This is a genomic window from Aquabacterium sp. (assembly GCF_035476535.1).
GTDB lineage: Bacteria > Pseudomonadota > Gammaproteobacteria > Burkholderiales > Burkholderiaceae_C > Pseudaquabacterium.
Map to the genome: position 1 here is coordinate 1 of NZ_DATILJ010000005.1, position 23,704 is coordinate 23,704.

Genomic DNA, 23,704 nt, shown 5'->3' on the forward strand with positions numbered 1-23,704 from the left:
TGCTGGAGATCGAACTCACCGAACACACGCTGGTGGAAGACGTGGACGACAACATCCGCTTGCTCACGGCGCTGCGCGAGCGCGGCGTGCGCATCGCGATCGACGACTTCGGCACCGGCCTGTCGTCGCTGGCCTACCTGAAGAAATTGCCGGCGGCCAAGCTGAAGATCGACCGCAGCTTCGTGCGCGACCTGCCGCACGATCGCAGCGACGCCGCCATCGTCGAAGCGGCGGTCTCGATGGCCCATGCGCTGGGCCTGCAGGTGGTGGCCGAAGGGGTCGAGACCGAGGCACAGCACCAGATGCTGGGCCGCCTGGGCTGCAACTTCGGCCAGGGCTTTCTGTACAGCCCGGCGGTGGATGCGCAGCAGTTCGTCGAATGGGCGCGCAGCCGGGAAGAGAGCATGCAGGTGCTGGCGCGCAGCCGGGGCACGGCGAAGTAGTCTCGCCCTGTGGCCGTCGAATTCGAAGCCGAAGGCGCAATGGGCATTCATGCCGCATTGAATGCCGCGATATACCCAATACCGCCGGATTCGCCAAGTGATTTATGCTCGCAGTCTTTCCAACCCCGTTTGAAGAGACCTATGGCAAAGACATTGGCCCAGATTGAAAAGCAGATCCAAGCCTTGCAACGCGAGGCCGATGCCATCAAGGCCAGCGAAAAGTCCGGTGTCGTGGCGCGCATCAGGGACGCCATTGCGCACTACAGCATCACCGCTGCCGAACTCGGCCTGGGCGCCGACGGCGCTGCCGCGCCGCGCAAGACCCGGGGTCCGAACAAGGTCAAGAAGGGCGACAAGAAGCCCGCCGCCGAGATGAAGACGCCGGTCGCGAAATACCGCGACGAAGCCGGCAACAGCTGGTCCGGCCGCGGCCCGAAGCCGAAGTGGTTCAAGGCTGCCCTCGACGCCGGCAAGAAGCCGGAAGACCTGAGGGCGTGAAGACGCCTGGGGCCCGATCGCCCCGGTCTTAATCCTCGCTTCACGCTGCGCTCATCGAGCGCTCATGTGCGGTGCGCAGACTCCGGCCATCTGACATGGCAACTCAAGGAGCTGCGCACATGAACAAAGCAAAGACCTGGAAACCCGTGGCTTGGGCCATGCTGGGCGGTGGCCTGGCCGTCGTGACGACTGCCGGCGCTTTCGACCTGCCCTGGTTCAACAAGAAGTCGGCGAATTCGACCCCTCCGGCGGCGGTGACGCCAGTGGCTGCCGCGGCGGCCGTGGCACCGCTGCCGCAGTTGCCGCCGGGCACGGCGCCGAACTACCGCGCCATCGTGCAGCAGTTCGGACCGGCCGTGGTGGGCGTCAGCGTCGAAGGCCTGCGCAAGGCCTCGAACGAAGATGGCCAGGCGCTGCGCGGCAGCGATCCGATGGAGCGCTTCTTCCGCGGCCTGCCCGGCTGGCGCGGCCAGATGCCCGACCAGCCTTTCAAGGGCCAGGGCTCGGGCTTCGTGGTCTCGGCCGACGGGCTGATCCTGACCAATGCGCATGTGGTGCGCGATGCCAAGGAAGTGTCGGTGCGATTGGCCGACCGCCGCGAATACGCGGCCAAGGTGCTGGGTTCGGACGCGGCCACCGACATCGCGGTGCTGCGCATCGAGGCCAAGGGCTTGCCCATCGTGCGGCTGGGGGACCCCAAGTCGTTGATGGTCGGCGACTATGTGCTGGCCATTGGCGCGCCGTATGGCCTGGAGCAGACGGCGACCTCCGGCATTGTCAGTGCCAAGGGCCGTTCATTGCCGGGTGATGCTTTCGTGCCTTTCATCCAGACCGATGCCGCGGTGAACCCCGGCAATTCCGGCGGGCCGCTGTTCGATGCGGCCGGCAACGTGATCGGCATCAATGCGCAGATCTATTCGCGCACCGGTGGATTCCAGGGCGTGAGCTTTGCGATTCCGATCGATGTGGCGATGAAAGTGCGCGACCAGATCGTCGCCACCGGCAAGGCCTCGCATGCGCGCCTGGGTGTCGCGGTGCAGGACATGAATCAGAGTCTGGCCGAGTCCTTTGGCCTGAAGCGGCCCGATGGCGCACTGGTGGCGAGCGTCGATCCCAAGAGTCCGGCGGCGGCCGCGGGCTTGAAAGCCGGCGACGTGATCCTGCAGGTCGATGGCGAAGCGATGACGCATGCCGGTGCCGTGTCCAGCCGCATCGGACTCGGCCAGCCGGGTGAGAAGGTCAAGCTGAAGATCTGGCGTGAACAGGCCGAACGGGATATCACCGTCACGCTGGGTACCGCGCGCGCCGAGAACGAATCGGTGGCCGATGCCGGTGGCGTGGCTGAGCAAGGCAAGCTGGGCCTGTCCTTGCGGCCGTTGACGCGTGAAGAACGCCAGCAAGCCCAGTTGGGCAACGGCCTGGTAGTGCAGGGCGCACAAGGCGCCGCGGCACGCGCCGGGCTGGCGCAGGGCGACGTGGTGGTGGCCATCAATGGCAAGCCGGTCGATTCGATCGACGACATCCGCAAGGTGCTCGACGGCAAGCCGAAGAGCGTCGCGCTGCTGGTCTGGCGCGATGGCGACCGCTTGTTCGTGCCGGTGCCCCTGTCCTGAACGCGTGAGGGTTCAGCGCACTGGCCTTTGAGTGTTCAGAGGTCGGTGCGTACTGCCCAGATCTCGGGGAACAGCACGACGTCGAGCATCTGGCGCAGGTAGCCGACGCCCGCGGTGCCACCGGTGCCGCGCTTCTCGCCGATGATGCGCTGCACGGTGGTCAGGTGGCGAAAGCGCCAGAGCCGGAAGGCGTCTTCCAGGTCGGTGAGTTCTTCGCCCAACTGGTACAGGTCCCACTGGCTCTGCGGTGTGCGGTAGACCGAGAGCCAGGCTTGCTGAACGCCATCGCTGGCCTGGTAGGCCTGCGTCCAGTCGCGCTCGGTGTGGCTTTCCGGAACGGTTATGCCCCGGCGCGCCAGCAGGCGCAAGGCTTCGTCGTACAAGGATGGCGCGCGCCAAGCCGCCTCCACCTGCGCCAGCAATTCTGGCCGGTGGGAATGTGGCTTCAGCATCGCCGCCTTCTTGTTGCCGAGGAGGAATTCGATGCAGCGGTATTGCCAGCTTTGAAAGCCGGAGGAGCGGCCGAGGTAGGGGCGGATGGCGCTGTATTCGGGCGGCGTCATCGTTGCCAGCACATCCCAGGCATGCACCAGCTGTTCCATGATGCGCGAGACGCGGGCCAGCATCTTGAACGCCGGCGGCAGCTGATCGGCCGCGATCGCCGCCACCGCGGCGCGCAGCTCATGCAGCATCAGCTTCATCCACAACTCGCTGGTCTGGTGCTGGATGATGAACAGCATCTCGTTGTGGTCCGGCGAGCGTGGATGCTGGGCATTCAGCAGCGCATCGAGCTGCAGGTAGTCGCTGTAGCTCATGTCGGCGGAGAAGTCGAGCTTCGCGCCGTGGTGCTCGATAGGGGTGTCGGGATTCATGTCACTGCGCTGCGTTGGTTGAAGCGGGATTGCTGCCATTCGCCGGAGACCAGCACCTGGCGCAGGTGTTCGACGGCGTCCCAGACGTCGACGAAGCGGGTGTACAGCGGCGTGACGCCGAAGCGCAGGATGTCGGGCAAGCCGTCTGCCGCATCGCCGGCGCGGAAATCGCCGACCACGCCGCGGGCAATGAGCGCCTGCACGATGGCGTAGGCGCCATCGTCGCGCGCCAGGCAGACCTGGCTGCCGCGCCGGGCATCGTCGCGCGGCGAGGCCAGCGTGAGGCCGTGGCCGGCGCAGCGGGTTTCGGCCAGGCTTGTGAACAGGCGCGTCAAGGCCAGCGACTTGGCACGCAGGGCCGCCATGCCGCCCAGCGGCAACGCGGCCAGCAGGGTGTCGACGCCGCACTCCAGCGCAGCCGTGGCGGTCACCGAGGGTGTGCCGCACAGATAACGTGTGATGCCCTCGGCCGGCTGGTAGCCGGGCGTGAAGGCGAAGGGCGCGGCATGGCCGATCCAGCCGGACAGCGGCTGGCGAAAACGCGACACATGCGTGGGCCGCACCCACACGAAGGCCGGCGCGCCGGGCCCACCGTTCAGGTACTTGTAGCCGCAGCCGACGGCAAAGTCCGCGCCGTCGGCATTCAGCTGCACCGGCAAGGCGCCGGCCGAATGTGCCAGGTCCCACACCGCCAGCGCGCCGGCGGCGTGCGCGGCAGCGCTCAAATCCGCCATGTCGTGCAGGTGGCCGGTGCGGTAGTTCACCTGCGTCAGCATCAGCAGCGCGGTGTCGGCATTCAACGCGGCGGCAATCTCCTGCGGCGAATTCACCAGCCGCAGCGTGCAGCCGAACTGGCGGGCCAGCGATTCGGCGATGTACAGATCGGTCGGGAAATTGCTGCGCTCGGAGACGATCACGCGGCGCTGCGGCGCGTCGGCTTGCTGCATCTGCAGCGCCGCGCTCAGCACCTTGAACAGGTTCACCGAAGTCGAATCGGCCACTACCAGTTCGCCCGGCGCGGCGCCGACCAGCGTGGCGATCTTGTCCCCCACGCGCTGCGGCAGCTGCATCCAACCGGCGGCGTTCCAGCTGCCGATCAGGCCCTGGCCCCATTCTTCGGTCACCACCTGCTGCACCCGGGCGGCGGTGCTGCGCGGCAGCACACCGAGCGAGTTGCCGTCGAGGTAGATCAGCCCGTCGGGCAACGCAAACTGTTCGCGCAGCGCGGCCAGCGGATCTTCGGCGTCCAGCGCCAGGGCATCGTCTCGTGTCATCGGTGTCTCAGTCTTGGAGCGATCGCAGCACCGCGCGCACCGGCGAGGCATCGGCGGTGGCCAGTTTCAAGGGCAGGGCAATCAATTCGTAGTCGCCTTCGGCCACCTCGTCGAGCACCAGGTTCTCCAGCACCCGCAGGTCGCGGCGGCGGATCACCTGGTGGCTGAGCAAGTGCTTGCTGTCGGCGGGGTCGATGCTGGCGGTGTCGATGCCGATCAACCGCACACCGGCGTCGGCCAGGCGTTCGACGGTCTCGGGTGCGTAGCCCGCCAGCGCCGGATCCCAGCCGCTCGGTGCCTTGGCGTAGGTGCGTACCAGCACGCGGGGCGGCAGGCGGTCGAGGGCATGGGCCAGGTGCCGCCACTCGATCAAGGGTCCGCAGCCGATGGCATGGATCACGCGGCAGGGACCCAGGTAAGGCGCGAGGTCCAGCGCGCCCACCGGTGCACCGGCCGCGTCGTAGTGCAGCGGCGCATCGGCATGCGCGCCGGTGTGCGGCGAGAGGGTCAGCGTGCTGACGTTCACCGGGCACTCCGGCCCCAAGGTCCAGCCCCATTGCAGCTGGAACGGCGCATCGCCCGGAAACACCGGCGACGCGGGTCCGACAGGTGGCGAGATGTCCCACAGGCGCTTCATCGGCGCGATGATAGGCGTCTTGGAATTAGTTGACAACTAAAGTATGTGGGCGCCTGCGCTGAAGGCTACATCGGCAGTGGCGGCAGGCCATGGCGTGCGCGGGCACGAGCGCAGGCCTCATCGCCCAGGCCCTGCGGCGCGCGCAGTCCGAACTCCCGGCAGGGGCCGGGCCGCCATTCGTAGATGCCGCAGCTGGCCTGCTCGCCGACGCGGCCGACCAGCGCCGCGCAGCGCGGGCGGGCGTGGTCGGTGCCGCGCATGCGGCACAGCGTGGCATTGACGTCCACCACCAGGCCGTCGGGCACGCTGCCGCCTTCGCTGCGCAGTTCCTCTCGCGCAAAATCGACACGGAAGCTGGCACAACAGGCACCGCAGGTGGTGCAGGGATTGCCGCTCATTTCAGGCCTCGAGGGGCAGTGCGCCGGTGCCAGGGGCTGACCATCGTTGGATACGGGGAGGACGACATGCCAAGCACCGCCGGTTATTCGGGCACGCCATTGTGGAAGAAGCTGGGCCTGGCGGCCGGCCAGCGCATCTGCGTGATCGATGCGCCGCAGCCTTATGGCACGCTGGTGCCCGATGCGCCGCAGCCCTTGCTGCTGCAACCCCGGCCGGACGCCATGTTGGCGCTGGTGCATTTGTTCGTCGAGCAGCGCAGCGTGCTGGCTCGACACCTGGCGGCGTTGCGCAAGACACTGGCGCCGGACGCCGTGCTGTGGGTGTCATGGCCCAAGAAGGCCTCGAAGCGGCCGACCGACATCACCGAAGACGTGATCCGCGAACTGGCCCTGCCGCTGGGCTGGGTGGACATCAAGGTCTGCGCGGTCGATGCCACCTGGTCCGGTCTCAAGCTGGTGGTTCGAGTGTCGGAGCGCCCGCGGCCCGCACCACGGTGACGGTGCAGTCCGACTCCGCCACCACCTGCGACGACACGCTGCCCAGAAAGCGCCGCAGGCCCGATGCTCCGCGCGCACCCATCACGATGTGGTCGGCCTGGTTGCGGCGCGCGAATTCGACGATCGCCGCGGCGGCATCGGAGGCTTCGAGCACATGGAAGGTCAGTCGGCCTTCGTCGAGGTTCAGGCCCTTGCTGATCGGCCGCGCCCAGTGCTTCAGGCCGACCAGCTGCTTGACGTGCAGGCTCTGGCCCTGTTCGTCGACCAGTTCATCCATGCCGATGCGCGCGGTCTTCATCACGCTGACGCAGGCCAGCCGCGCGCCGGGCTCGGTGACGACGATGCGGCGCACCGTCTCGCGCAGCCGTTCCAGCAACTCGCCGGTGGCGTTGTCGACATCCACCGCGGCCAGGATGATCGGGCTGCGCGCCAGCTGATCGCTGGCCTTGTCGCGCTGCTGTCCCGGTTCATCGCCCAGCGCAAAGAACCAGCGCTTGAAGGTCTTGATCGCACCGCTTTTCTGCAGCCGTTCGGCGCGCCGCGTCAGCGCCACTTGGCTGGGGTTCTGCAGGTCCAGCGCCAGCTGCGCGGCGCTGTGGTAGCGGCGCTCGGGCTTGACCTCCAGGCATTTCAGGATCACCTCCTGCAGCCAGGGCGGGCAGTCGGCGCGCAGCGCGCGCGGCGGCATCGCGTCCAGCCACAGGCGGCGGCGCAGGCCGCGCACGCTGTCGGGCTGGCCGAAGGGGCGCTCGCCGGTGGTGAAGTGGTAGAGCATCACGCCAAGGGCGAACAGGTCGCTGCGCGGATCGTTGCGCACGAACTGCACCTGCTCGGGCGACATGTAGGGCCCGGTGCCCATGGGCAGCATGAACTCTTCGTCCAGCAGGTCGGGCAGGTGGTCGTGCCGCGACAGGCCGAAGTCCACCAGCACGGCGGTGCCGTCGGGCCGGAACATGATGTTGCTGGGCTTGATGTCCAGGTGCACCAGGTGTTGGCGGTGCAGGTCGTGCAGCGCAGTGGCCACACGCGAACCGATCTCGATGACTTCGTCCAACGCCAGCGGCGCGTCGTCAAGCCGGGGCTTCAGCGACAGGCCCTCGATGCACTCCATCACGATGAAGGGCTGGCGCGTGAAGTCGCCCTTGGCGATGAACTTCGGCACGTGCGCGCCGCTGAGCATCGGCATGATCATCATTTCGACTTCGAAGCCGACGATGGTGGCCGGGTCTTCGCCGCCCTTGATGCGCGGCACCTTCATGATCAGCGGCAGGCGCGAATCACCGGAGTGGTTGACTTCGCTGACGCGCCAGATATGCGCCATGCCGCCGACATGCAGCTTCTCTTCGAGCCGGAAGCGGTCGACCACCTGGCCCGCGTGAAGCGGGCTGCCGGTCTGTTCACCATCCTTGCCGGTGTAGCCCAGCGTCTGCGAATACAGCCTACTGTCCATCTTCGAGCCGCAGGGCCAGGCGTTGCGGCAAGTTGGCGGCCAGGATCTTGGCGCCGGCGGCTTGGTGGTCGTAGGGCACGCGGTGGTAGGTGATGGTCGCGGCTTCGTCGTCGAACATCGCGTAGCAGGCGGCCGGGTTGCCGTCGCGCGGCTGGCCGGCCGAGCCGGGGATGATCAGCCACTGGCGGTGCGGCGGCACCGGGATCGGCACGCCGGGTGTCGGCACGAAGTCGCCGGCCTTGCCGGCGCCCGACAGGTGGAACAGCCTGGGCTCGTGCATGTGGCCGCAGAAGGTGTAGCGGGAGCGCGTGGCGTGCAGGCTGCGCACGGCCTCCATGCGGCCGGTGATGTACTCCCAGCCCGCCGGTGCCCAGGCATTGGCGTGCACGAAGAGCTGGTCGCCTCGTTGCACCGTGAGCGGCAGCGAGGCGAGGAAGTCGATCTGCGCAGGCGTGAGTTGCGCACGCGTCCAGTCGATCACGAAGCGCGGTTCAGGGCGCATCTGCGGCGAAGCGCCCAGCACGACGGCCAGGTCGTGGTTGCCCTGCACGGCAAAGGCACCGTTGCGCACCATCTCGCGCACGGTGTCGACGACCCAGCCGGGATCGGCGCCGTAGCCGACGAAGTCGCCGAGCAGCATCCAGCTGTGGGGGCCTTGCGCGCGGGCGTGCTCGAGCACGGACTCCACCGCCTCGCGGTTGGCGTGCAGGTCGGTGATGACGGCGGTTTTCATCGTACGGGTGCCATCATGCGCTCAGACCGTGCTGTCCGGGCTCAGCCTATCCTTCCGAGCAGCAGGTATTCCATCAGCGCTTTCTGCACGTGCATGCGGTTCTCGGCCTCGTCCCAGACGACCGACTGTGGCCCGTCGATCACCTCGGCGCTGACCTCCTCGCCGCGATGCGCCGGCAGGCAGTGCATGAACAGGGCATCGGACTGGGCCAGCGACATCATCTGCGCATCGACGCACCAGTCGGCAAAGGCCTTCATGCGGGTTTCGTTCTCGGCTTCATAGCCCATGCTGGTCCAGACGTCGGTGGTCACCAGGTGGGCACCTTCGCAGGCCGAGAACGGGCTCTTGAAGACCTTGATGCAGGCCGGGTTGGCCACGCCGGCCAGCACCGGGTCGACTTCGAAGCCGCTGGGCGTGCTGACATGCAGCGTGAAGCCCAGGATGTCGGCCGCCTGCAGCCAAGTGTTGGCCATGTTGTTGCCATCGCCGACCCAGGCCACCACCTTGCCGGCGATCGAGCCGCGGTGCTCGATGTAGGTGAACACGTCGGCCAGGATCTGGCAGGGGTGGAACTCGTTGGTCAGGCCGTTGATCACCGGCACGCGCGAGTGCGCGGCAAAGGTCTCGAGCTTGGTGTGCTCGAAGGTGCGGATCATCACCAGGTCGACCATGCGGCTGATCACGCGCGCTGAATCCTCGATCGGCTCGGCTCGGCCGAGCTGGCTGTCGCCGGTGGTCAGGTGCACCACCGAGCCGCCCATCTGGTACATGCCGGCCTCGAAGCTGACGCGGGTGCGTGTGCTGGCTTTCTCGAAGATCATCGCCAGCGTGCGGTCGAGCAGCGGCTGGTAGCGCTCGTAGTTCTTGAAGCGCGTCTTGATGATCGCGGCGCGGGCGAACAGGTAGGCGTACTCCTCGGCGCGCAGGTCCTTGAACTGCAGGTAGTGCTTCATCAGGCTGTACCCGGGTTTCATGGTTTGCTGCTGAGGAAATCTTTCACCAGCGGCACCAGGCGGCTGACGATCTCGTCGGCTTCGGCCGGCGACAGGATCAGCGCCGGCAGCAGCCGGATCACGCTGTCGGCGGTGACGCTGATCAGCAGGCCGGCTTCCTTGGCCGCGCGGCCGAGCAGTTCGTTGCACGGGCGGTCGAGTTGCACGCCGATCATCAGGCCCTGGCCGCGGATCTCGACAAAGCCGCTCTCGCCGCGCAGGCCTTCGGTGATGCCGGCACGGATGCGTTCGCCCATTGCCGCGGCATTGGCCATCAGGCCGTCTTCTTCCATGATGCGCAGCGTCTCCACGCCGGCGCGCATGGCCAGCGGGTTGCCGCCGAAGGTGGTGCCGTGGTTGCCGGGGCCCAGCACATCCTTGGCCCGCGGGCCGGCAACGATGGCGCCGATCGGCACGCCCGAGCCCAGGCCCTTGGCCAGCGGCATCACGTCGGGCACGATGCCGGCCCACTGGTGCGCGAACCACTTGCCGGTGCGGCCGATGCCGCACTGCACTTCGTCGAGCATCAGCAGCCAGTTGTTCTCGTCGCAGACAGCGCGCAGTTCGCGCAGCGTGTCGACGCGTGTCGGGTTGATGCCGCCTTCGCCCTGGATGGTTTCGAGGAACACCGCGACGACGTTCTTGTTCGTGCGGCCGACCTCGCGCACTTTCTCGATGTCGTTCAACGGCAGCCGCACGAAACCTTCGACCAGCGGCTCGAAGCCCTTCTGGATCTTCGGGTTGCCGGTGGCCGACAAGGTGGCGATCGAGCGGCCGTGGAAGGCCTTGTCGTAGACGATGATCTCGGGACTGTGAATGCCGCGGTCATGGCCGAACTTGCGCGCGATCTTCAGCGCGCCTTCATTGGCTTCGAGGCCGCTGTTGCAGAAGAACGCGGCACTCATGCCGGACAGTTCACACAGCTTGGCGGCCAGCGCTTCCTGCAGCGGTGCCTGGTAGTAGTTGGAGCAATGGATCAGCTTGCTCACCTGGTCCTGCAGCGCCGGCACCAGTTTCGGGTGAGCATGGCCCAGCGTGTTGACGGCGATGCCGGCCAGCGCATCCAGATACTCTCGGCCCTCGGTGTCCCAGACGCGGCAGCCTCGGCCATGCGACAGCGCAAAAGGCAGCCGGCCGTAGGTGTTCATCAGATGGGATGTCATCGAAGTGCTCCGTGGATCAGAAAGGAGAAAGCCGGTCCTCGCCCCCAAGGCAAAGCACCGGCCTGCTGGGGCGTCGATTCTAAAGGTCGGCTTTGGGTGACCGATAGCACAGGGACGGACCTGCCAGGCGCGTCTCCATGCATGCTGCAGCGCAGCACTTCGAAGGCACAATAGCGGTCCTGCCGTGGATCGGGCGGCGCCTGTTGCGGCGCGTCGATCTGCCCATCGCCCCATCGTTGTTTCCCGGGTCCCGTTCGGACCACTTTCCACCTCACTGGCCCGCATGTCTGCCGATAAGCCGCGCGAGTTCTTCATCCAGGGCGTCACGCTCAGCGGCAAGGCCTTCCGGCCCAGCGATTGGGCCGAGCGCCTGGCCGGTGCCTTGTCCAGCTTCCGGCCCGGTGGCGGGCAGGGCGGCATCGGCGCCCACATCGGCTATTCGCCGTACTGCGTGCCGCGGGTGATCGAGAACGTGAAATGCGTGATCGTCAACGAGGCGCTGCGCGGCATCGAGCCGATGGCCTGGGACTTCGTGATGAACTTTGCCCGCGACAACGAACTGCAGGTGGTGGAGGCCTGCCTGCTTCCCGAGGTGCCGGCGAAGCCTGCCGAGTAGCGCACTGCCGAGCGCCCATGAAAAAGGCCCGCGTTGCGGGCCTTTTCTTGCTCATCCGGGATGTGTGATCAGGCCGCGAGCGCCTTGATCTTGGCAGCCAGGCGGCTCTTGTGGCGAGCGGCCTTGTTCTTGTGGAAGATGCCCTTGTCGGCGACCGAATCGATCACGCACTGGGCGGTCTTGAACAGCTCGGCCGGCTTGGCCTTGTCGCCACCCGACACAGCCTTGTCGATGGCCTTCTGGACGTTCTTGATCACCGTGCGGAAGTGCGAGCGCAGAGCGGTGTTGTTCGCGTTCAGCTTGACGTCCTGGCGGGCGCGCTTGCGGCCTGATGCCAGGCGAACGGTTTTCTTCTTGGCTTTGGATGCGGTTGCCATGGGGGTATACCTGGTGTGCTAGGGCTTCAGCCCGGATGAGGCAAAGACCGCGAGTATAGCCTGCCCTGTGCTGCAAGCCAAGCCGGCGGGGTGACGGAACAAGGTGGCTCCCTATAATCCCGCCGCCCGATGAACCTCCTCAAGGCCGCCTTCTCCATTTCCGCGCTGACGCTGTTGTCGCGCATCACCGGGCTGGTGCGCGACCAGATCGGCGCCGCGCTGTTCGGCACCTCGGCAACGATGGATGCGTTCTTCATCGCCTTCCGCATCCCGAACCTGCTGCGCCGGCTGTTTGCCGAAGGCGCGTTCTCGCAAGCCTTCGTGCCGCTGCTGGCGGCCACGCGGGCCCAGCATGGTGACGAGGCCACGCACCGGCTGGTCGACGCGGTGGCCACGGTGATGACCTGGGTGCTGGTGGGCGTCTGCGTGCTGGGCGTCGCGGCCGCGCCGGTGTTCGTCTGGCTGATGGCCTCCGGCTTCGATCCGGCCACCACCGAGGCGGCGGTGCTGATGACGCGCTGGATGTTCCCGTACATCGGCTGCATGTCGCTGGTGGCGCTGTCGTCCGGCGTGCTGAACACCTGGCGGCAGTTCACCATACCGGCCTTCACGCCGGTGCTGTTGAACCTGTCGGTGATCGCTTGCGCCTGGCTGCTGACACCGGTGCTGCGCCAGCGCGGCATCGAGCCGGTGTATGCCATGGCCATCGGCGTGATGCTGGGCGGCGTGCTGCAGCTGGGCCTGCAGGTGCCGGCGCTGATGCGCATCTTCGCGCTGCCGCGCATCGGTGTGACCTGGTCGCGGCTGCGTGCGGCCTGGGCGCACCCGGGCGTCCGGCAGATCCTCAGCAAGATGGGCCCGGCGATCCTGGGCGTATCGGTCGCGCAGCTGTCCCTGGTGATCAACTCGCAGATTGCCTCGCACCTGGGGGCCGGTGCCGTGTCCACGCTGCAATACGCCGATCGGCTGATGGAGTTGCCGATCGCGATGCTCGGCGTGGCGCTGGGCATGGTGCTGACGCCGCAGCTGTCATCGGCACAGGCGCGGGATGACTGGCAGGCCTATTCCGGGCTGCTGGATTGGGGCCTGCGCATGGTGCTGCTGCTGGCCTTGCCCTGCGCGGTGGTGCTGGGCGTGTTTGCGCTGCCGATGGTGGCCACGCTGTTCCACCGCGGCGCGTTCGATGGCCAGGCCGCGCAGCTGGCGGCGGCCGCCACCGCGGGCTATGGCGTCGGGCTGATCGGGCTGGTCGGCGTGAAGGTCGTTGCGCCGGGCTATTACGCGCGGCAGGACATGCGCACGCCGATGCGCGTGGGCATCGGCGTGATGGTGCTGACGCAGGTCTTCAACGCCGCATTGGTGCCCTGGCTGGGGGTCCCTGCGCTGACGCTGTCGCTCGGACTGGCCGCGATCGTCAATGCCGGCTGGCTGCTGTGGGGCCTGAAGCGCCTGGACCACTGGCGTCCGGCGGCCGGCTGGCCGGCGTTCACCGGGCGCATCGTGCTGGCCTGTGCGGTGATGGGCGTGGGCCTGGCCATCGCGGCGCGGCAGTTCGACTGGCTCGCGCTGGGCGCCCATGAGGCCCGGCGCGCCGGGCTGCTGGCGCTGACGCTGCTCGGCGCGGTGATGCTGTACTTCGGCACGCTGGCGGTCAGTGGCATGAACCTGCGCGAAGCCCTGCGCCGCCAAGGATGATCGCCCCTATGCCGGCCGGGGCCGGCAGTCCCCCGCGGGGATCAAGGAAAGTGGCAGAGCCACATTTCCTTGAGCAGGCTCTAGACTTGGCGCCATGAAGAACCTGTCGCTGCAGGCTCCCACAGCGCTGGCGTATTTCGCCACGCTGGTGGCCGACGATGCGAGTTTTGCGCTGCTCGAAGCCGCCATCGTGGTGGCCCAGGACGATCATCCGCAGCTCGACGCCCAGGCCGTGCTGGCCGAGATCGACGGCCTGGCGGCGCGGCTGAAGCGCCGTGTGCCGGCCGATGCCTCGGCGATGCAGCGGCTGCGCTCGCTGAACCACTACTTCTTCGAAGAGCTGGGTTTTGCCGGCAACGTCAACGACTACTACGACCGGCGCAACAGCTACCTCAGCGAGGTGCTGGCCACGCGCCGAGGCATTCCGATCACGCTGGCGCTGCTGTACACCGAGTTGGCCACGCAGCTGGGGCTGGTCGCGCGTGGGGTGTCGTTTCCCGGCCATTTCCTGATCAAGCTGCGCATGCCCCAGGGCGAGGTGGTGATCGACCCGTTCAGCGGGCGTTCGCTGTCGCGTGAGGATCTGGACGAGCGGCTCGCGCCCTACCGCAAGCGCCACGGCTTGCACGGGGACTACGAGACGCCGCTCGGGCTGTTCCTGCAGGCCGCCGAGCCTCGCGAGGTGTTGTCGCGCCTGCTGCGCAACCTGAAGGAGATCCACCGCAGCGCCGGCGACTGGCCGCGCCTGCTGGCCGTGCTGCAACGCCTGGTGGTGCTGCTGCCGGAGGCGGCCGAGGAACGGCGCGACCGGGGCCTGGCCTGGGCCGAGCTGGGCCACCCCGGCGAGGCGGTGGCCGACCTGGAGGTCTACCTGTCGCAGCGGCCGGATGCCGACGATGCTGCGCTGCTGCGCCAGCGGGTCAGCGAGTTGCGGCGCTTTGGCGCGCCGCGGCTGCATTGAGAGGGCGCCTCTTACAATGCGAAATTCGGCGCGGCCAGCGGCCGCCGCCGGATACTCGCCGCGGCCCTGATCCCGGGCTGCCGCCGGGCGCGACGAGCGCCTCGATGCCACCATGACCCTGACACCCGCTCAACGACAAACGCTGACCTGGCTGAGCCTCGCGGCCGCCGCCTGCCTGCTGCTGTGGCTGCTGGCGCCGGTGCTGACGCCGTTTGTCGTCGCCGCGGTGCTGGCCTATGTGCTGCATCCGGTGGTCGAGCGGCTGGCCGCGCGGCGGGTGCCGCGCGTGGTGGCGGTGCTGGTGGTCGAGGTGCTGGCGCTGCTGGTGGCGCTGGCCTTGCTGCTGCTGCTGGTGCCGGTGCTGGTCAAGGAACTGCCGCTGCTGAAGGCGCAGATCCCGCCGCTGCTGGACCGCATGGACCAGACGCTGGCGCCCTGGCTGCAGCAGTTCGGCATCCAGGTCAGTCTGGACTTCGCCAGTCTCAAGGGCTGGCTGGCGAACCTGCTGGACGCCAACATGGAAGACTGGCTGGGCGCGGCGCTCAGCTCGGCGCGCATCGGCGGCAGCGTGCTGCTGTCGGTGTTCGGCAATGCGGTGCTGGTGCCGGTGGTGCTGTTCTACCTGCTGATGGACTGGCCGAACCTGGTGCAGCAGGTGCAGCAGCTGATGCCGCCGCGGCTGCGGAGCTCGTCGCAAGGCTTTCTCGATGAATGCGACAGCATGCTGGGCCAGTACCTGCGAGGGCAACTGGTGGTGATGGCGGTGCTGGCGGTGTACTACGCGGCCGGACTGGCGCTGGCCGGCTTCGACCTGGCGCTGCCGCTGGGTGTGTTCACCGGCCTGGCGGTGGCGATTCCGTATGTCGGCTTCGGCCTCGGGCTGATGCTGTCGCTGCTGGCAGCCTTGCTGCAGTTCGCCAGCCTCAAGGGTGTGCTGGCAGTGGCGGTGGTCTATGGCATCGGCCAGTTGTTGGAAAGCTTCGTGCTGACGCCGCGCCTGGTGGGTGAGCGCATCGGCCTGAGCCCGCTGGCGGTGATCTTCGCGCTGCTGGCCTTTGGCCAGTTGTTCGGCTTCGTCGGCGTGCTGGTGGCGCTACCGGCCAGCGCGGTGGCCGTGGTGGCGCTGCGCCGGGCGCGCACGCGCTACCTGGCCAGCCAGCTCTACCAGGGATGACAGACCCGGGATGAAGCAGATCCCCTTGGCCATCACGCCGCCGCCGGCAGCCGGATTCGATTCGCTGCTCGCCGGCCCCAATGCCGAAGCGGTGCAGCACCTGCGCACGCTGGCACTGCCGGCCGCACCGGTGTACCTGTGGGGCAGCAGCGGCACCGGCAAGACCCGGCTGCTGCGGGCCCTGGCCGCACAAAGGCAGGGTGAGGGCGAGCGCATCGGCTGGTTCGACGCTGGCGATCCACTGCCCTGGGTACTGGACGAAAGCTGGAGCCTGGTGGTGGTGGACCGCTGCGATGCGCTGGACGTTGAACACCAGCAAGCGGCTTTTGCGCTGTTTGTCGAAGCCGGCAGCCATGGCGTGCAATGGGCTGCCGCCGGCCGTCTGCCGCCGGTGGACCTGCCGCTGCGTGACGACTTGCGAACCCGCCTGGGCTGGGGCCATGTTTTCGCGCTGCAGCCGCTGGCCGAAGGCGAAACCCGCGCTGCGCTGCGCCGCGAGGCTGATCGCCGCGGCATCTTTCTCTCCGATGATGTGATGAGTTATCTGCTGACGCGCTTCGAGCGCGACCTGAAATTCCTGATGAATCTGCTGGACCGCCTGGACGACTTTGCGCTGGCCGAACACCGCCATGTCACCGTGCCTTTGTTGAAGAAGATGCTGGCCGAGGAGAGCGAATGAACCTGGTCTTGTTCGACCTGGACGGCACGCTGATCGAGGGCGATTCCGATCACGCGTTCTGCGAGTTCCTGATCACGCTGGGCTGGGTCGATGCCGACGCGTTTCACCAGCGCAACGAGCACTTCTTCAAGCAGTACCAGGCCGGCTGCCTGGACATCCACGGCTACATCGAGTTCGCCACCGCGCCCTGGCGCCAGCGCAGCCAAGCCGAGCAGGCCCTGGCCAGCCAGCGTTTCATGACCGAGGTGATGCAGCCGCAACTGCGCTCGCCGGCGCGCGAGCTGGTGCGTGCGCACCAGAAGGCCGGCGATGTGGTGGCCATCGTCACTGCGACCAATGAATTCATCACCCGGCCGATCGCCGATGCCTTCGGCGTGCCGGACCTGATTGCGGTGAACTTGGAGCGGGACGCCAGCGGCGCGGTGACTGGCCGCATCGCCGGCCTGCCCTCGTTCCAGGCCGGCAAGATCACCCGTGTCGATGAATGGCTGGCGACGCAAGGGCAGCGCTGGCAGGACTTCGACCGCACCGTCTTCTACAGCGATTCCACCAACGACTTGCCGCTGCTCGAACGCGCCAGCGAGCCGGTGGCCACCAACCCGGGCCCGGCGCTCGAAACCATCGCCGGCGAACGTGGCTGGCGCATCCTGAGGCTCTTTTCATGATCAAGCGACTGATCGACAAACTGCTGGGCAAGCCGGCCAAGCCGACGGCTGCCGCTGCCGAACCCGACGCCCCGCGCATCCCGCTGGGCCAACGTGTCGAGGTGCCGGCCAGCGAGCATGGCATCGACCCCTCGCTGGTCGACGAGCGCGCGGTCAAGGTCGTGCATGCCTTGAAGGAAGCCGGCTACGAGGCTTACGTGGTCGGCGGCGCAGTGCGCGACTTGCTGGTCGGCCGCCGGCCCAAGGATTTCGATGTGGCCACCAACGCCACGCCGGAGCAGGTCAAGGCGCAGTTCCGCCGCGCCTTCATCATCGGCCGGCGTTTCCGGCTGGTGCATGTGATCTTCGGCCGTGGCCGCGACCACGAGGTTATCGAGGTCTCGACGTTCCGCGCTTTCCTGGATTCCAGTGAAGCGACGCAGATCGGAGGCAACGAGAAGACCTCGAAGGCCGAGCTCGTCGGCCAGGCCCATGCGGTGGACGCCAGCGGCCGCGTGCTGCGCGACAACGTCTGGGGTCCGCAGGTCGAAGACGCGGCGCGCCGCGACTTCACGATCAACGCGATGTACTACGACCCCGAGACGCAGATCGTGGTCGACTACCACGGCGGCCTCGGCGACGTGAAGCAGCGCCTGCTGCGGCTGATCGGCGATCCGGCCGCGCGCTACCGCGAAGACCCGGTGCGCATCGTGCGCGCGGTGCGCTTCGCCGCGAAGCTGGGCTTCGGCTTCGAGCCCAAGACCGGCGCACCGATCAAGCAGCTGGCGCCTTTACTGGCCAACGTGCCGGTCTCGCGGCTGTTCGACGAGATGATCAAGCTGCTGCAGACCGGTCATGCGCTGGCCAGCATCGAGGCGCTGAGGGCGCAGGGCCTGCACCGCGGCGTGTTCGCCATTCTGGACGCGGTGTACGACGAGCAGCGCAGCACGCCGCTGCAGCAGGCCTTCGTGCGGCAGGCGCTGGCCGACACCGATCGGCGGGTCGAAGAAGGCAAGTCGGTGGCGCCCAGCTTCCTGCTGGCCTGCCTGCTGTGGCACGACGTGCTGACCGGCTGGGAGCAGCTCAAGGCCCAGGGCGAGCATGTCATCCCTGCCTTGCAGCAGGCCATCGACGCGGTGTTCGATGCCCGCATCGGCGACGTGTCCGGCCGCGGCAAGCTGGGAGGCGACATGCGCGAGATCTGGATGATGCAGCCGCGCTTCGAGCGCCGGCAGGCCAACACCGCGTTCTCGATGATCGAGCAGCCGCGCTTCCGCGCCGGCTTCGATTTTCTGCGCCTGCGCGCCGATGTCGGCGAAGCGCCGGTCGAGTTGGCCGAATGGTGGGAAGACTTCTCTCTGGGCAGCGACGACGAGCGGGAGGCGCTGCTGGCGTCGGCGCGCGAAGCCAGCAAGGGCGCGCCGCGACGCGTGCCGGCGCCGCCCCGTGCCGCGGCACCCAGCGGCGCGCCGCCGGCGGGCGACGATGAAGGCGACAGCGAAGCGGCCACCCCCGACGCGCCCGCGCGCAAACGCCGTCGCCGCCGGCGCAAGCCGGGCGGTGGTGGGGCCGCTGCGGAGGGCGCGGGTGGCGGCGCCGAATCGCCCGCATCCGACTGAACGCCATGCCCGGCACGCGCGCTTATGTGGGCGTGGGCGCCAACCTTGGCGACGCCCGCCTCACGGTGTGCCAGGCGCTGCAGCGGTTGCAGGCCCTGGGCACGGTGCGCAGTTCCAGCCTGTACAGGTCGGCCCCGATCGACGCCCAAGGCCCCGATTTCATCAACGCCGTGGCCGAACTGGACACGCCGCTGCCACCGGCCGAGTTGTTGGCGGCGCTGCAGGTTATCGAAACCGCATTCGGCCGCGAGCGCCCGTATCGCAACGCGCCCCGCACGCTGGACCTGGACCTGCTGTTGCATGGCGACAGCGTGCTCCTCACGCCCACGCTGACGCTGCCGCACCCGCGGCTGCACCAGCGCGCCTTCGTGCTGCTGCCGCTGCTGGAGTTGGCGCCGACGCTGCAGGCGCCGGGGCTCGGCCTGCTGGCCGACCATCTCGGCGCCGTGGCTGGCCAGCCCATCGAGCGCCTGGGCGAAGTCGGCACAGGACGGCCGCCTACAATCGCGCCGTGACGAGCCTGTGACGGCTTGATGACTCTTTCGGCCTTCCCGTGGGCCGGCCCCCCCTGGAGACCACCCCATGCTGTTCGGCAAGCTGCTGCCGCGCGAAGGCAATTTCTTCGAGATGTTCAACGAGCACGGCAAGTACATTGCCGAGGGTGCTCGCGCCTTCATGGCCATGGTCCAGTACTACAACGACCCGAGCCTGCGCCTGAAGTACGCCGCCGATGTCGATGCCGCCGAGAAGCAGGCCGACCGCATCACCGCCGAGGTCAACCGCCTGCTGCACAAGACCTTCATCACGCCGATCGACCGCGAGCAGATTCGCGACCTGATCAACAAGATGGACGACATCCTCGATCTGCTGCAGGACTCGTCCGAAGTGATGTCGCTGTACGACCTGCAGAACGTCAGCGAGGACGTGCTGCGCCTGGGCGAGATCTCGGCCAAGTGTTGCGAACGGGTGCAGCACGCGGTGAGCCTGCTGTCCAAGCTCAGCCAGCCCAGCGTGGCCGAGGCCGCGCTGAAGACCTGCGAAGAGATCGACCGCCTCGAGTCCGATGCCGACCGCGTGATGCGCTCGGCGATGAGCAAGCTGTTCCGCGACAACATCGAGGTGCGCGAGCTGATCAAGCTGAAGGCGGTGTACGAGCATCTGGAGTCGATCTCCGACCGCTGCGAGGACGTGGCCAACATCATCGAGGGCATCGTCCTCGAGAACTCCTGACCCCGGCTTCGCGCCCGCTATCGCATGGATGCCATCCAGGTCAGCTTCTGGGTCGTTGCGCTGCTGGTCGTGCTGGCCATTGCGTTCGACTTCATGAACGGGTTCCACGACGCCGCGAATTCAATCGCCACCGTCGTTTCGACCGGCGTACTGAAGCCGCAGCGGGCGGTGCTGTTTGCCGCGTTCTTCAATGTCGTCGCGATCGCAGTCTTTGAACTCAAGGTTGCGGCAACGGTCGGCAAGGGTATCGTCGAGCCGGGCATCGTCGACCAGCACGTGGTGTTCGGCGCGTTGCTGGGGGCCATCACCTGGAACATCATCACCTGGTGGTACGGCATTCCGTCGTCGAGCTCGCATGCGCTGATCGGTGGCATCGTCGGCGCGGTGATCGCCAAGGCCGGTGCCGGCAAGCTGGTGGGCGCCGGCATTGCGAAGACGGTGGCCTTCATCTTCGTTTCGCCGCTGCTGGGCTTTTTGCTGGGCTCGCTGATGATGGTGCTGGTGGCCTGGATTTGCCGACGCACCTCGCCGCTGAAGGTGGACAAATGGTTCCGGCGCCTTCAACTGGTGTCGGCCGGCGCTTATTCGCTGGGCCATGGCGGCAATGACGCGCAGAAGACCATCGGCATCATCTGGATGCTGCTGATCGCGGCCGGCCCCAGCTATGCGCTGTCGACCGACAAGTTCCCGCCCGCCTGGGTCATCTGGGCCTGCTACCTGGCGATCGGCATGGGCACGATGTTCGGCGGCTGGCGCATCGTCAAGACCATGGGCCAGCGCATCACCAAGCTCAAGCCGGTCGGCGGCTTCTGCGCCGAGACGGGCGGCGCCATCACGCTGTTCATCGCTACTGCGTTCGGCGTGCCGGTGTCCACCACCCACACCATCACCGGCGCGATCGTCGGCGTCGGCTCGGTGCAGCATGCCTCGGCGGTGCGCTGGGGCGTGGCTGGCAACATCGTCTGGGCCTGGATCTTCACGATCCCCGCGTCGGCCTTCGTTGCGGCGGTGGCCTACTGGGTCAGCCTGCAGTTGTTCTGACGCGGTGCATCAGGGCCGGGCGGCCTGCTGCTCGGCCTGCCATTCAAAGAACATCTGGCCGCTGAAGGCCACCGTGCCCATCAGCACCGCACCGCCGATCATCAGGGCGGCGATCGCGCCCAGCACCGCGGCCCAGCCACCGGGTCGGGCGGATGCATAGCGGGCCTGCCAGCGCTCATCCGGCGTCAGGCCGATCACGATGGCGGCCAGCATCGCCTGACTGATCATCAGGCCCAGCACCGGGATCAGCAGCCGCGCGATAGGGTCATCCTGTCCGAGATTGAGCAGGCGCACCACGCCCGCCAGGCCCAGCAGCGTGGGCCAGGGGTGCAACCAGGCCCACAGGTCGCCCTTGCCGTGCAGGTAGAAGCGATGGGCGCCGAAGCAGCCGCCCAGCAGCGCCAGCCAGGTGGCCAGGGCTTTCGATCGAATGCGCATCGTTGCGCTCAATCGGCAGCCGGGGCGGCATCGCCCGGGCCCAGCGTGCGCTGCATCAGCACCACATCGAGCCAACGGTCGAATTTCCAGCCCGCCGACTTCAGCCTGCCGGTGTGCGCGAAGCCCAGCGCTGCATGCAGAGCGATCGAGTCGGCATTGGCCGCATCGCCGATCACTGCCAGCATCTGGCGCGCGCCCAGCAGTTCGCAGCGCGTCAGCAACTCCGCCAGCAGCACACGGCCGACGCCGCGGCCGCGTGCATCGTGGTGCAGGTAGATCGAGTCTTCCAGGCAGAAGCGGTAGGCGCGACGCGGGCGGAAGTGGTTGGCATAGGCATAGCCCAGCACCTTGCCCTGGTTTTCGGCCACCAGCCAGGGCAGGCCCTTGCCGAGCACGCCATCGCGGCGGTCGGCCATCTCGTCTTCGTCGGGCGCTTCCAGCTCGAAGGTGCCGGTGCCGGTGTAGACGTTGTCGGCATAGATGGCGGTGATCGCGGGCAGGTCAGACGGCGTGCTGGAGCGGATCAACAGGGCGTTCATTCGAATCTCTGGGCAATCGAGCGCTGCAGTTTATAATGCTGGGTTTCGGCGCTGGTCGGTGGGAACATCGGCGTATCTACAGGGCCGAAGTGTGCTGCCGGTGCATGCTTCAATCCGCACTGGCAGCGAAATGATGGTTCGGCCTCGAGTGTCTCCTTGGCTGGTCTGTCGCCTACGATTTTTCGGAAGATCATCATGGTCGTTATTCGACTGGCTCGTGGCGGCGCCAAGAAGCGCCCGTTCTACAACATCGTGGTGGCTGACTCGCGCGAACGTCGCGATGGTCGCTACCTCGAGCGCGTCGGGTTCTACAACCCGATGGCTGCCGGTGGCGAGCAGCCGCTGCGCGTGGCGCTCGATCGCATCACCTACTGGAAGGGTGTCGGCGCCCAGCTGTCGCCCACCGTCAAGCGCCTGGTGGTGGATGCCGCCAAGGCCCAGGTCGCTCCGGCGGCTTGAGCGCCGGTCGGGCCACCGACCTGACGCAAGCACCTCGCTGCGCCGTTTCCCATGACTTCGGCCGCACCGGGGTATTCCGATGAACCCGCCTTCCCCGACGATGCCGTCGAGGTGGGCCGGGTGATCGGCGCCTGGGGCATCAAGGGTTGGATTCGCGTTCAGCCTTTTTCTTCCGACCCCCAGGCCCTGTTTTCTTCCCGCCGCTGGTTTGTTCGCCCGCCCGAACTGCCGGGGCCCAAGGCTGCCGCCTTCCCGCGGCTGCTGCGCATCACGATGGCCAAGGAGCACGGTGATGGCGTGGTGGCCTCGGCGCAGGAAGTGCCGGACCGCACCGCCGCCGAAGGCATGAAGGGGGCGCGCATCTTCATTGCGCGTTCCAGCTTCCCGACGGCCGGCGAGGGTGAGTACTACTGGCTGGACCTGATCGGCCTCACCGTGATCAACCGCGACGGCGCGGTGCTGGGCACGGTGAGCGACCTGCTCGACACCGGCGCGCACAGCGTGCTGCGTGTGCGCCGGCCGGATGTGGCGCCCGGGGCCTCGCTGGAGGAGTCCGAACGCCTGATCCCGTTCGTTGCCGCCTACATCGACGATGTGAGCCTGAGCGAGCGCCGCATCACGGTCGATTGGGGGCTGGACTACTGAAGTCCGGCCAGTCCAGCCATGCGCTTCGACGTCATTACGCTGTTTCCCGAACTGTTCGGCCCGCAGCTGACCCAAGGCATCACGCGCCGCGCGTTTGAATCGCGGCAGGTCGATGTGCGGCTGTGGCCCTTGCGCGACCACGCATTGGACGCGTACCGCCGCGTCGACGATCGGCCCTATGGCGGCGGCCCGGGCATGGTGATGCTGGTCGAGCCGCTGGAACGTGCGCTGGAAGCCGTGCGCACCGACCGGGCCGATGAGAGCGCCGTGCCTGTGGTGCACTTCACGCCGACCGGGCAAATGCTGACGCAAGCCGTGGTGCAACAGTTCGCGCAGGGCCCGGGCGCAGTGCTGCTGTGCGGCCGCTACGAAGGCATCGACCAGCGCTTCATCGACCGCCACGTCACGCTGGAGTTGAGCCTGGGCGATTTCGTGCTGTCCGGCGGTGAACTGCCGGCGCTGGCCTTGCTCGACGCGGTGGCGCGGTTGCAGCCAGGTGTGCTGAACGCACCCTCGCATGAGCAGGACAGTTTCTCGGCCGGCCTGCTGGACTGCCCGCACTACAGCCGGCCCGAAGTACTGCAGACACCCGAAGGCCCGCTGCCGGTACCGCCGGTGCTGCTGTCCGGACACCATGCCGAGATCGCGCGCTGGCGCCGCGACCAGATGCTGCGATTGACCGCTCGCCGCCGACCCGACCTGATCGCCGCGGCGCGGGCCGCAGGACAGTTGTCGGCGCAGGACGAGAAGACGCTTCGCGCTGCTGACATATAATCGAAGGCTTTTCGATCCTCTGCCGGGCACTTTGCGCCGGTACGATCGCTTCAGGAGAACCCCAGTGGATCTGATCCGCACCCTCGAACAGGAAGAGATTGCTCGCCTGAACAAGACCATCCCGGCCTTCGCCCCTGGCGACACCGTGATCGTCAATGTCAACGTCGTGGAAGGCACCCGCAAGCGCGTGCAGGCCTACGAAGGCGTGGTGATCGCCAAGCGCAACCGGGGGCTGAATTCCA

Annotated in this window: 30 protein-coding genes; 18 read left to right on the plus strand and 12 right to left on the minus strand. The window is 67.5% G+C overall.

Annotated features, from left to right (window positions below):
- The 3 genes from VLK61_RS00185 to VLK61_RS00195 form a co-directional block, all read left to right on the plus strand.
- A partial coding sequence (locus VLK61_RS00185; protein ID WP_325417074.1) for an EAL domain-containing protein occupies nt 1–443 on the plus strand: 443 nt, incomplete at its 5' end.
- Nucleotides 444–452: 9 nt separating this feature from the next.
- Nucleotides 453–941 (plus strand): H-NS histone family protein, encoded by a 489-nt coding sequence (locus tag VLK61_RS00190; protein WP_325417076.1) that lies wholly within the window; start codon nt 453–455, stop codon nt 939–941.
- 119 nt (nt 942–1,060) lie between these two features.
- Nucleotides 1,061–2,554: a Do family serine endopeptidase gene (locus VLK61_RS00195; RefSeq protein ID WP_325417078.1), complete on the plus strand. Its 1,494-nt coding sequence runs from the start codon at nt 1,061–1,063 to the stop codon at nt 2,552–2,554.
- 35 nt (nt 2,555–2,589) lie between these two features.
- On the opposite strand, the gene kynA is transcribed toward VLK61_RS00195, so the two are convergent.
- From kynA to VLK61_RS00215, 4 genes are all read right to left on the minus strand, one after another.
- Nucleotides 2,590–3,426, minus strand: a complete 837-nt coding sequence (gene kynA, locus VLK61_RS00200) for a tryptophan 2,3-dioxygenase (RefSeq protein WP_325417080.1) — start codon at nt 3,424–3,426, stop codon at nt 2,590–2,592.
- On the minus strand, nt 3,423–4,700 hold the full coding sequence (kynU, locus tag VLK61_RS00205; RefSeq protein ID WP_325417083.1) for a kynureninase: 1,278 nt from the start codon (nt 4,698–4,700) through the stop codon (nt 3,423–3,425). The genes kynA and kynU overlap by 4 nt, the downstream gene beginning before the upstream one ends.
- A gap of 7 nt (nt 4,701–4,707) precedes the next feature.
- Nucleotides 4,708–5,337: an arylformamidase gene (gene kynB / locus VLK61_RS00210; RefSeq protein WP_325417084.1), complete on the minus strand. Its 630-nt coding sequence runs from the start codon at nt 5,335–5,337 to the stop codon at nt 4,708–4,710.
- Nucleotides 5,338–5,402: 65 nt separating this feature from the next.
- Complete coding sequence (locus tag VLK61_RS00215) at nt 5,403–5,735, minus strand: YkgJ family cysteine cluster protein (protein WP_325417086.1); 333 nt, start codon at nt 5,733–5,735, stop codon at nt 5,403–5,405.
- A 66-nt stretch (nt 5,736–5,801) separates the two neighbouring features.
- Here VLK61_RS00215 and VLK61_RS00220 point away from each other — a divergent pair, with 66 nt between their 5' ends.
- The gene (locus VLK61_RS00220; protein ID WP_325417088.1) at nt 5,802–6,233 is read left to right on the plus strand and encodes a DUF3052 domain-containing protein; all 432 of its coding nucleotides are present in this window, start codon (nt 5,802–5,804) and stop codon (nt 6,231–6,233) included.
- Here the strand turns inward: VLK61_RS00220 and VLK61_RS00225 are convergent.
- Genes VLK61_RS00225 through VLK61_RS00240 form a run of 4 tightly spaced genes read right to left on the minus strand, consistent with a single transcriptional unit; the run spans nt 6,184 to nt 10,571 of the window.
- A complete protein-coding gene (locus tag VLK61_RS00225) occupies nt 6,184–7,683 on the minus strand; it encodes a serine/threonine protein kinase (protein ID WP_325417090.1) in 1,500 nt (499 codons plus the stop codon). The two genes, VLK61_RS00220 and VLK61_RS00225, sit on opposite strands and share 50 nt — an antisense overlap.
- Nucleotides 7,673–8,416 carry a metallophosphoesterase family protein gene (locus tag VLK61_RS00230; protein ID WP_325417092.1) on the minus strand — a complete coding sequence of 248 codons (744 nt, stop codon included), beginning with the start codon at nt 8,414–8,416 and terminating at the stop codon, nt 7,673–7,675. The genes VLK61_RS00225 and VLK61_RS00230 overlap by 11 nt, the downstream gene beginning before the upstream one ends.
- Nucleotides 8,417–8,457: 41 nt before the next feature.
- A complete protein-coding gene (gene argF / locus VLK61_RS00235) occupies nt 8,458–9,390 on the minus strand; it encodes an ornithine carbamoyltransferase (protein WP_325417094.1) in 933 nt (310 codons plus the stop codon).
- Entirely contained in the window at nt 9,387–10,571 is a 1,185-nt protein-coding gene (locus tag VLK61_RS00240) for an aspartate aminotransferase family protein (RefSeq protein WP_325417096.1), read from the minus strand. The genes argF and VLK61_RS00240 overlap by 4 nt, the downstream gene beginning before the upstream one ends.
- A 283-nt stretch (nt 10,572–10,854) precedes the next feature.
- On the opposite strand from VLK61_RS00240, the gene VLK61_RS00245 reads away from it, so the two are divergent.
- Nucleotides 10,855–11,187 (plus strand): DUF3579 domain-containing protein, encoded by a 333-nt coding sequence (locus VLK61_RS00245; protein WP_325417098.1) that lies wholly within the window; start codon nt 10,855–10,857, stop codon nt 11,185–11,187.
- Between the two features lie 68 nt (nt 11,188–11,255).
- On the opposite strand, the gene rpsT is transcribed toward VLK61_RS00245, so the two are convergent.
- Nucleotides 11,256–11,564: a 30S ribosomal protein S20 gene (gene rpsT / locus VLK61_RS00250; RefSeq protein ID WP_325417100.1), complete on the minus strand. Its 309-nt coding sequence runs from the start codon at nt 11,562–11,564 to the stop codon at nt 11,256–11,258.
- Between the two features lie 129 nt (nt 11,565–11,693).
- Here rpsT and murJ point away from each other — a divergent pair, with 129 nt between their 5' ends.
- The 9 genes from murJ to VLK61_RS00295 all read left to right on the plus strand — a co-directional run bounded on the left by murJ (nt 11,694) and on the right by VLK61_RS00295 (nt 20,607).
- Complete coding sequence (gene murJ, locus VLK61_RS00255; protein ID WP_325417102.1) at nt 11,694–13,259, plus strand: murein biosynthesis integral membrane protein MurJ; 1,566 nt, start codon at nt 11,694–11,696, stop codon at nt 13,257–13,259.
- Between the two features lie 94 nt (nt 13,260–13,353).
- On the plus strand, nt 13,354–14,220 hold the full coding sequence (locus tag VLK61_RS00260; protein ID WP_325417104.1) for a SirB1 family protein: 867 nt from the start codon (nt 13,354–13,356) through the stop codon (nt 14,218–14,220).
- Between the two features lie 112 nt (nt 14,221–14,332).
- Nucleotides 14,333–15,394 carry an AI-2E family transporter gene (locus VLK61_RS00265; protein ID WP_325417106.1) on the plus strand — a complete coding sequence of 354 codons (1,062 nt, stop codon included), beginning with the start codon at nt 14,333–14,335 and terminating at the stop codon, nt 15,392–15,394.
- Between the two features lie 10 nt (nt 15,395–15,404).
- Nucleotides 15,405–16,073, plus strand: a complete 669-nt coding sequence (gene hda / locus VLK61_RS00270; protein WP_325417108.1) for a DnaA regulatory inactivator Hda — start codon at nt 15,405–15,407, stop codon at nt 16,071–16,073.
- Nucleotides 16,070–16,738, plus strand: a complete 669-nt coding sequence (locus VLK61_RS00275; RefSeq protein ID WP_325417110.1) for an HAD family hydrolase — start codon at nt 16,070–16,072, stop codon at nt 16,736–16,738. Before hda ends, VLK61_RS00275 begins: the two co-directional genes overlap by 4 nt.
- The gene (pcnB, locus tag VLK61_RS00280; RefSeq protein ID WP_325417112.1) at nt 16,735–18,336 is read left to right on the plus strand and encodes a polynucleotide adenylyltransferase PcnB; all 1,602 of its coding nucleotides are present in this window, start codon (nt 16,735–16,737) and stop codon (nt 18,334–18,336) included. Before VLK61_RS00275 ends, pcnB begins: the two co-directional genes overlap by 4 nt.
- 5 nt (nt 18,337–18,341) lie before the next feature.
- Nucleotides 18,342–18,851, plus strand: a complete 510-nt coding sequence (gene folK / locus VLK61_RS00285) for a 2-amino-4-hydroxy-6-hydroxymethyldihydropteridine diphosphokinase (protein WP_325417113.1) — start codon at nt 18,342–18,344, stop codon at nt 18,849–18,851.
- A gap of 67 nt (nt 18,852–18,918) precedes the next feature.
- Nucleotides 18,919–19,566 (plus strand): DUF47 domain-containing protein, encoded by a 648-nt coding sequence (locus tag VLK61_RS00290; protein ID WP_325417115.1) that lies wholly within the window; start codon nt 18,919–18,921, stop codon nt 19,564–19,566.
- A 24-nt stretch (nt 19,567–19,590) separates the two neighbouring features.
- Nucleotides 19,591–20,607 carry an inorganic phosphate transporter gene (locus tag VLK61_RS00295; RefSeq protein ID WP_325417117.1) on the plus strand — a complete coding sequence of 339 codons (1,017 nt, stop codon included), beginning with the start codon at nt 19,591–19,593 and terminating at the stop codon, nt 20,605–20,607.
- A gap of 9 nt (nt 20,608–20,616) precedes the next feature.
- On the opposite strand, the gene VLK61_RS00300 is transcribed toward VLK61_RS00295, so the two are convergent.
- From VLK61_RS00300 to VLK61_RS00310, 3 genes are read right to left on the minus strand one after another with little or no spacing between them, the layout of a single operon-like run.
- Nucleotides 20,617–21,045 (minus strand): NINE protein, encoded by a 429-nt coding sequence (locus tag VLK61_RS00300; protein ID WP_325417119.1) that lies wholly within the window; start codon nt 21,043–21,045, stop codon nt 20,617–20,619.
- Nucleotides 21,046–21,053: 8 nt separating this feature from the next.
- Complete coding sequence (locus tag VLK61_RS00305) at nt 21,054–21,584, minus strand: GNAT family N-acetyltransferase (RefSeq protein WP_325417121.1); 531 nt, start codon at nt 21,582–21,584, stop codon at nt 21,054–21,056.
- Nucleotides 21,581–21,781, minus strand: a complete 201-nt coding sequence (locus VLK61_RS00310; RefSeq protein WP_325417123.1) for a hypothetical protein — start codon at nt 21,779–21,781, stop codon at nt 21,581–21,583. Before VLK61_RS00310 ends, VLK61_RS00305 begins: the two co-directional genes overlap by 4 nt.
- Here VLK61_RS00310 and rpsP point away from each other — a divergent pair.
- The 4 genes from rpsP to VLK61_RS00330 form a co-directional block, all read left to right on the plus strand.
- Nucleotides 21,780–22,043, plus strand: coding sequence for a 30S ribosomal protein S16 (gene rpsP / locus VLK61_RS00315; protein ID WP_325417125.1), 264 nt, complete (start codon nt 21,780–21,782; stop codon nt 22,041–22,043). The two genes, VLK61_RS00310 and rpsP, sit on opposite strands and share 2 nt — an antisense overlap.
- A 51-nt stretch (nt 22,044–22,094) precedes the next feature.
- Nucleotides 22,095–22,688: a ribosome maturation factor RimM gene (rimM, locus tag VLK61_RS00320; protein WP_325417127.1), complete on the plus strand. Its 594-nt coding sequence runs from the start codon at nt 22,095–22,097 to the stop codon at nt 22,686–22,688.
- A gap of 18 nt (nt 22,689–22,706) precedes the next feature.
- Nucleotides 22,707–23,462 (plus strand): tRNA (guanosine(37)-N1)-methyltransferase TrmD, encoded by a 756-nt coding sequence (gene trmD / locus VLK61_RS00325; RefSeq protein ID WP_325417129.1) that lies wholly within the window; start codon nt 22,707–22,709, stop codon nt 23,460–23,462.
- Nucleotides 23,463–23,526: 64 nt separating this feature from the next.
- A partial coding sequence (locus VLK61_RS00330) for a 50S ribosomal protein L19 (RefSeq protein ID WP_325417131.1) occupies nt 23,527–23,704 on the plus strand: 178 nt, incomplete at its 3' end.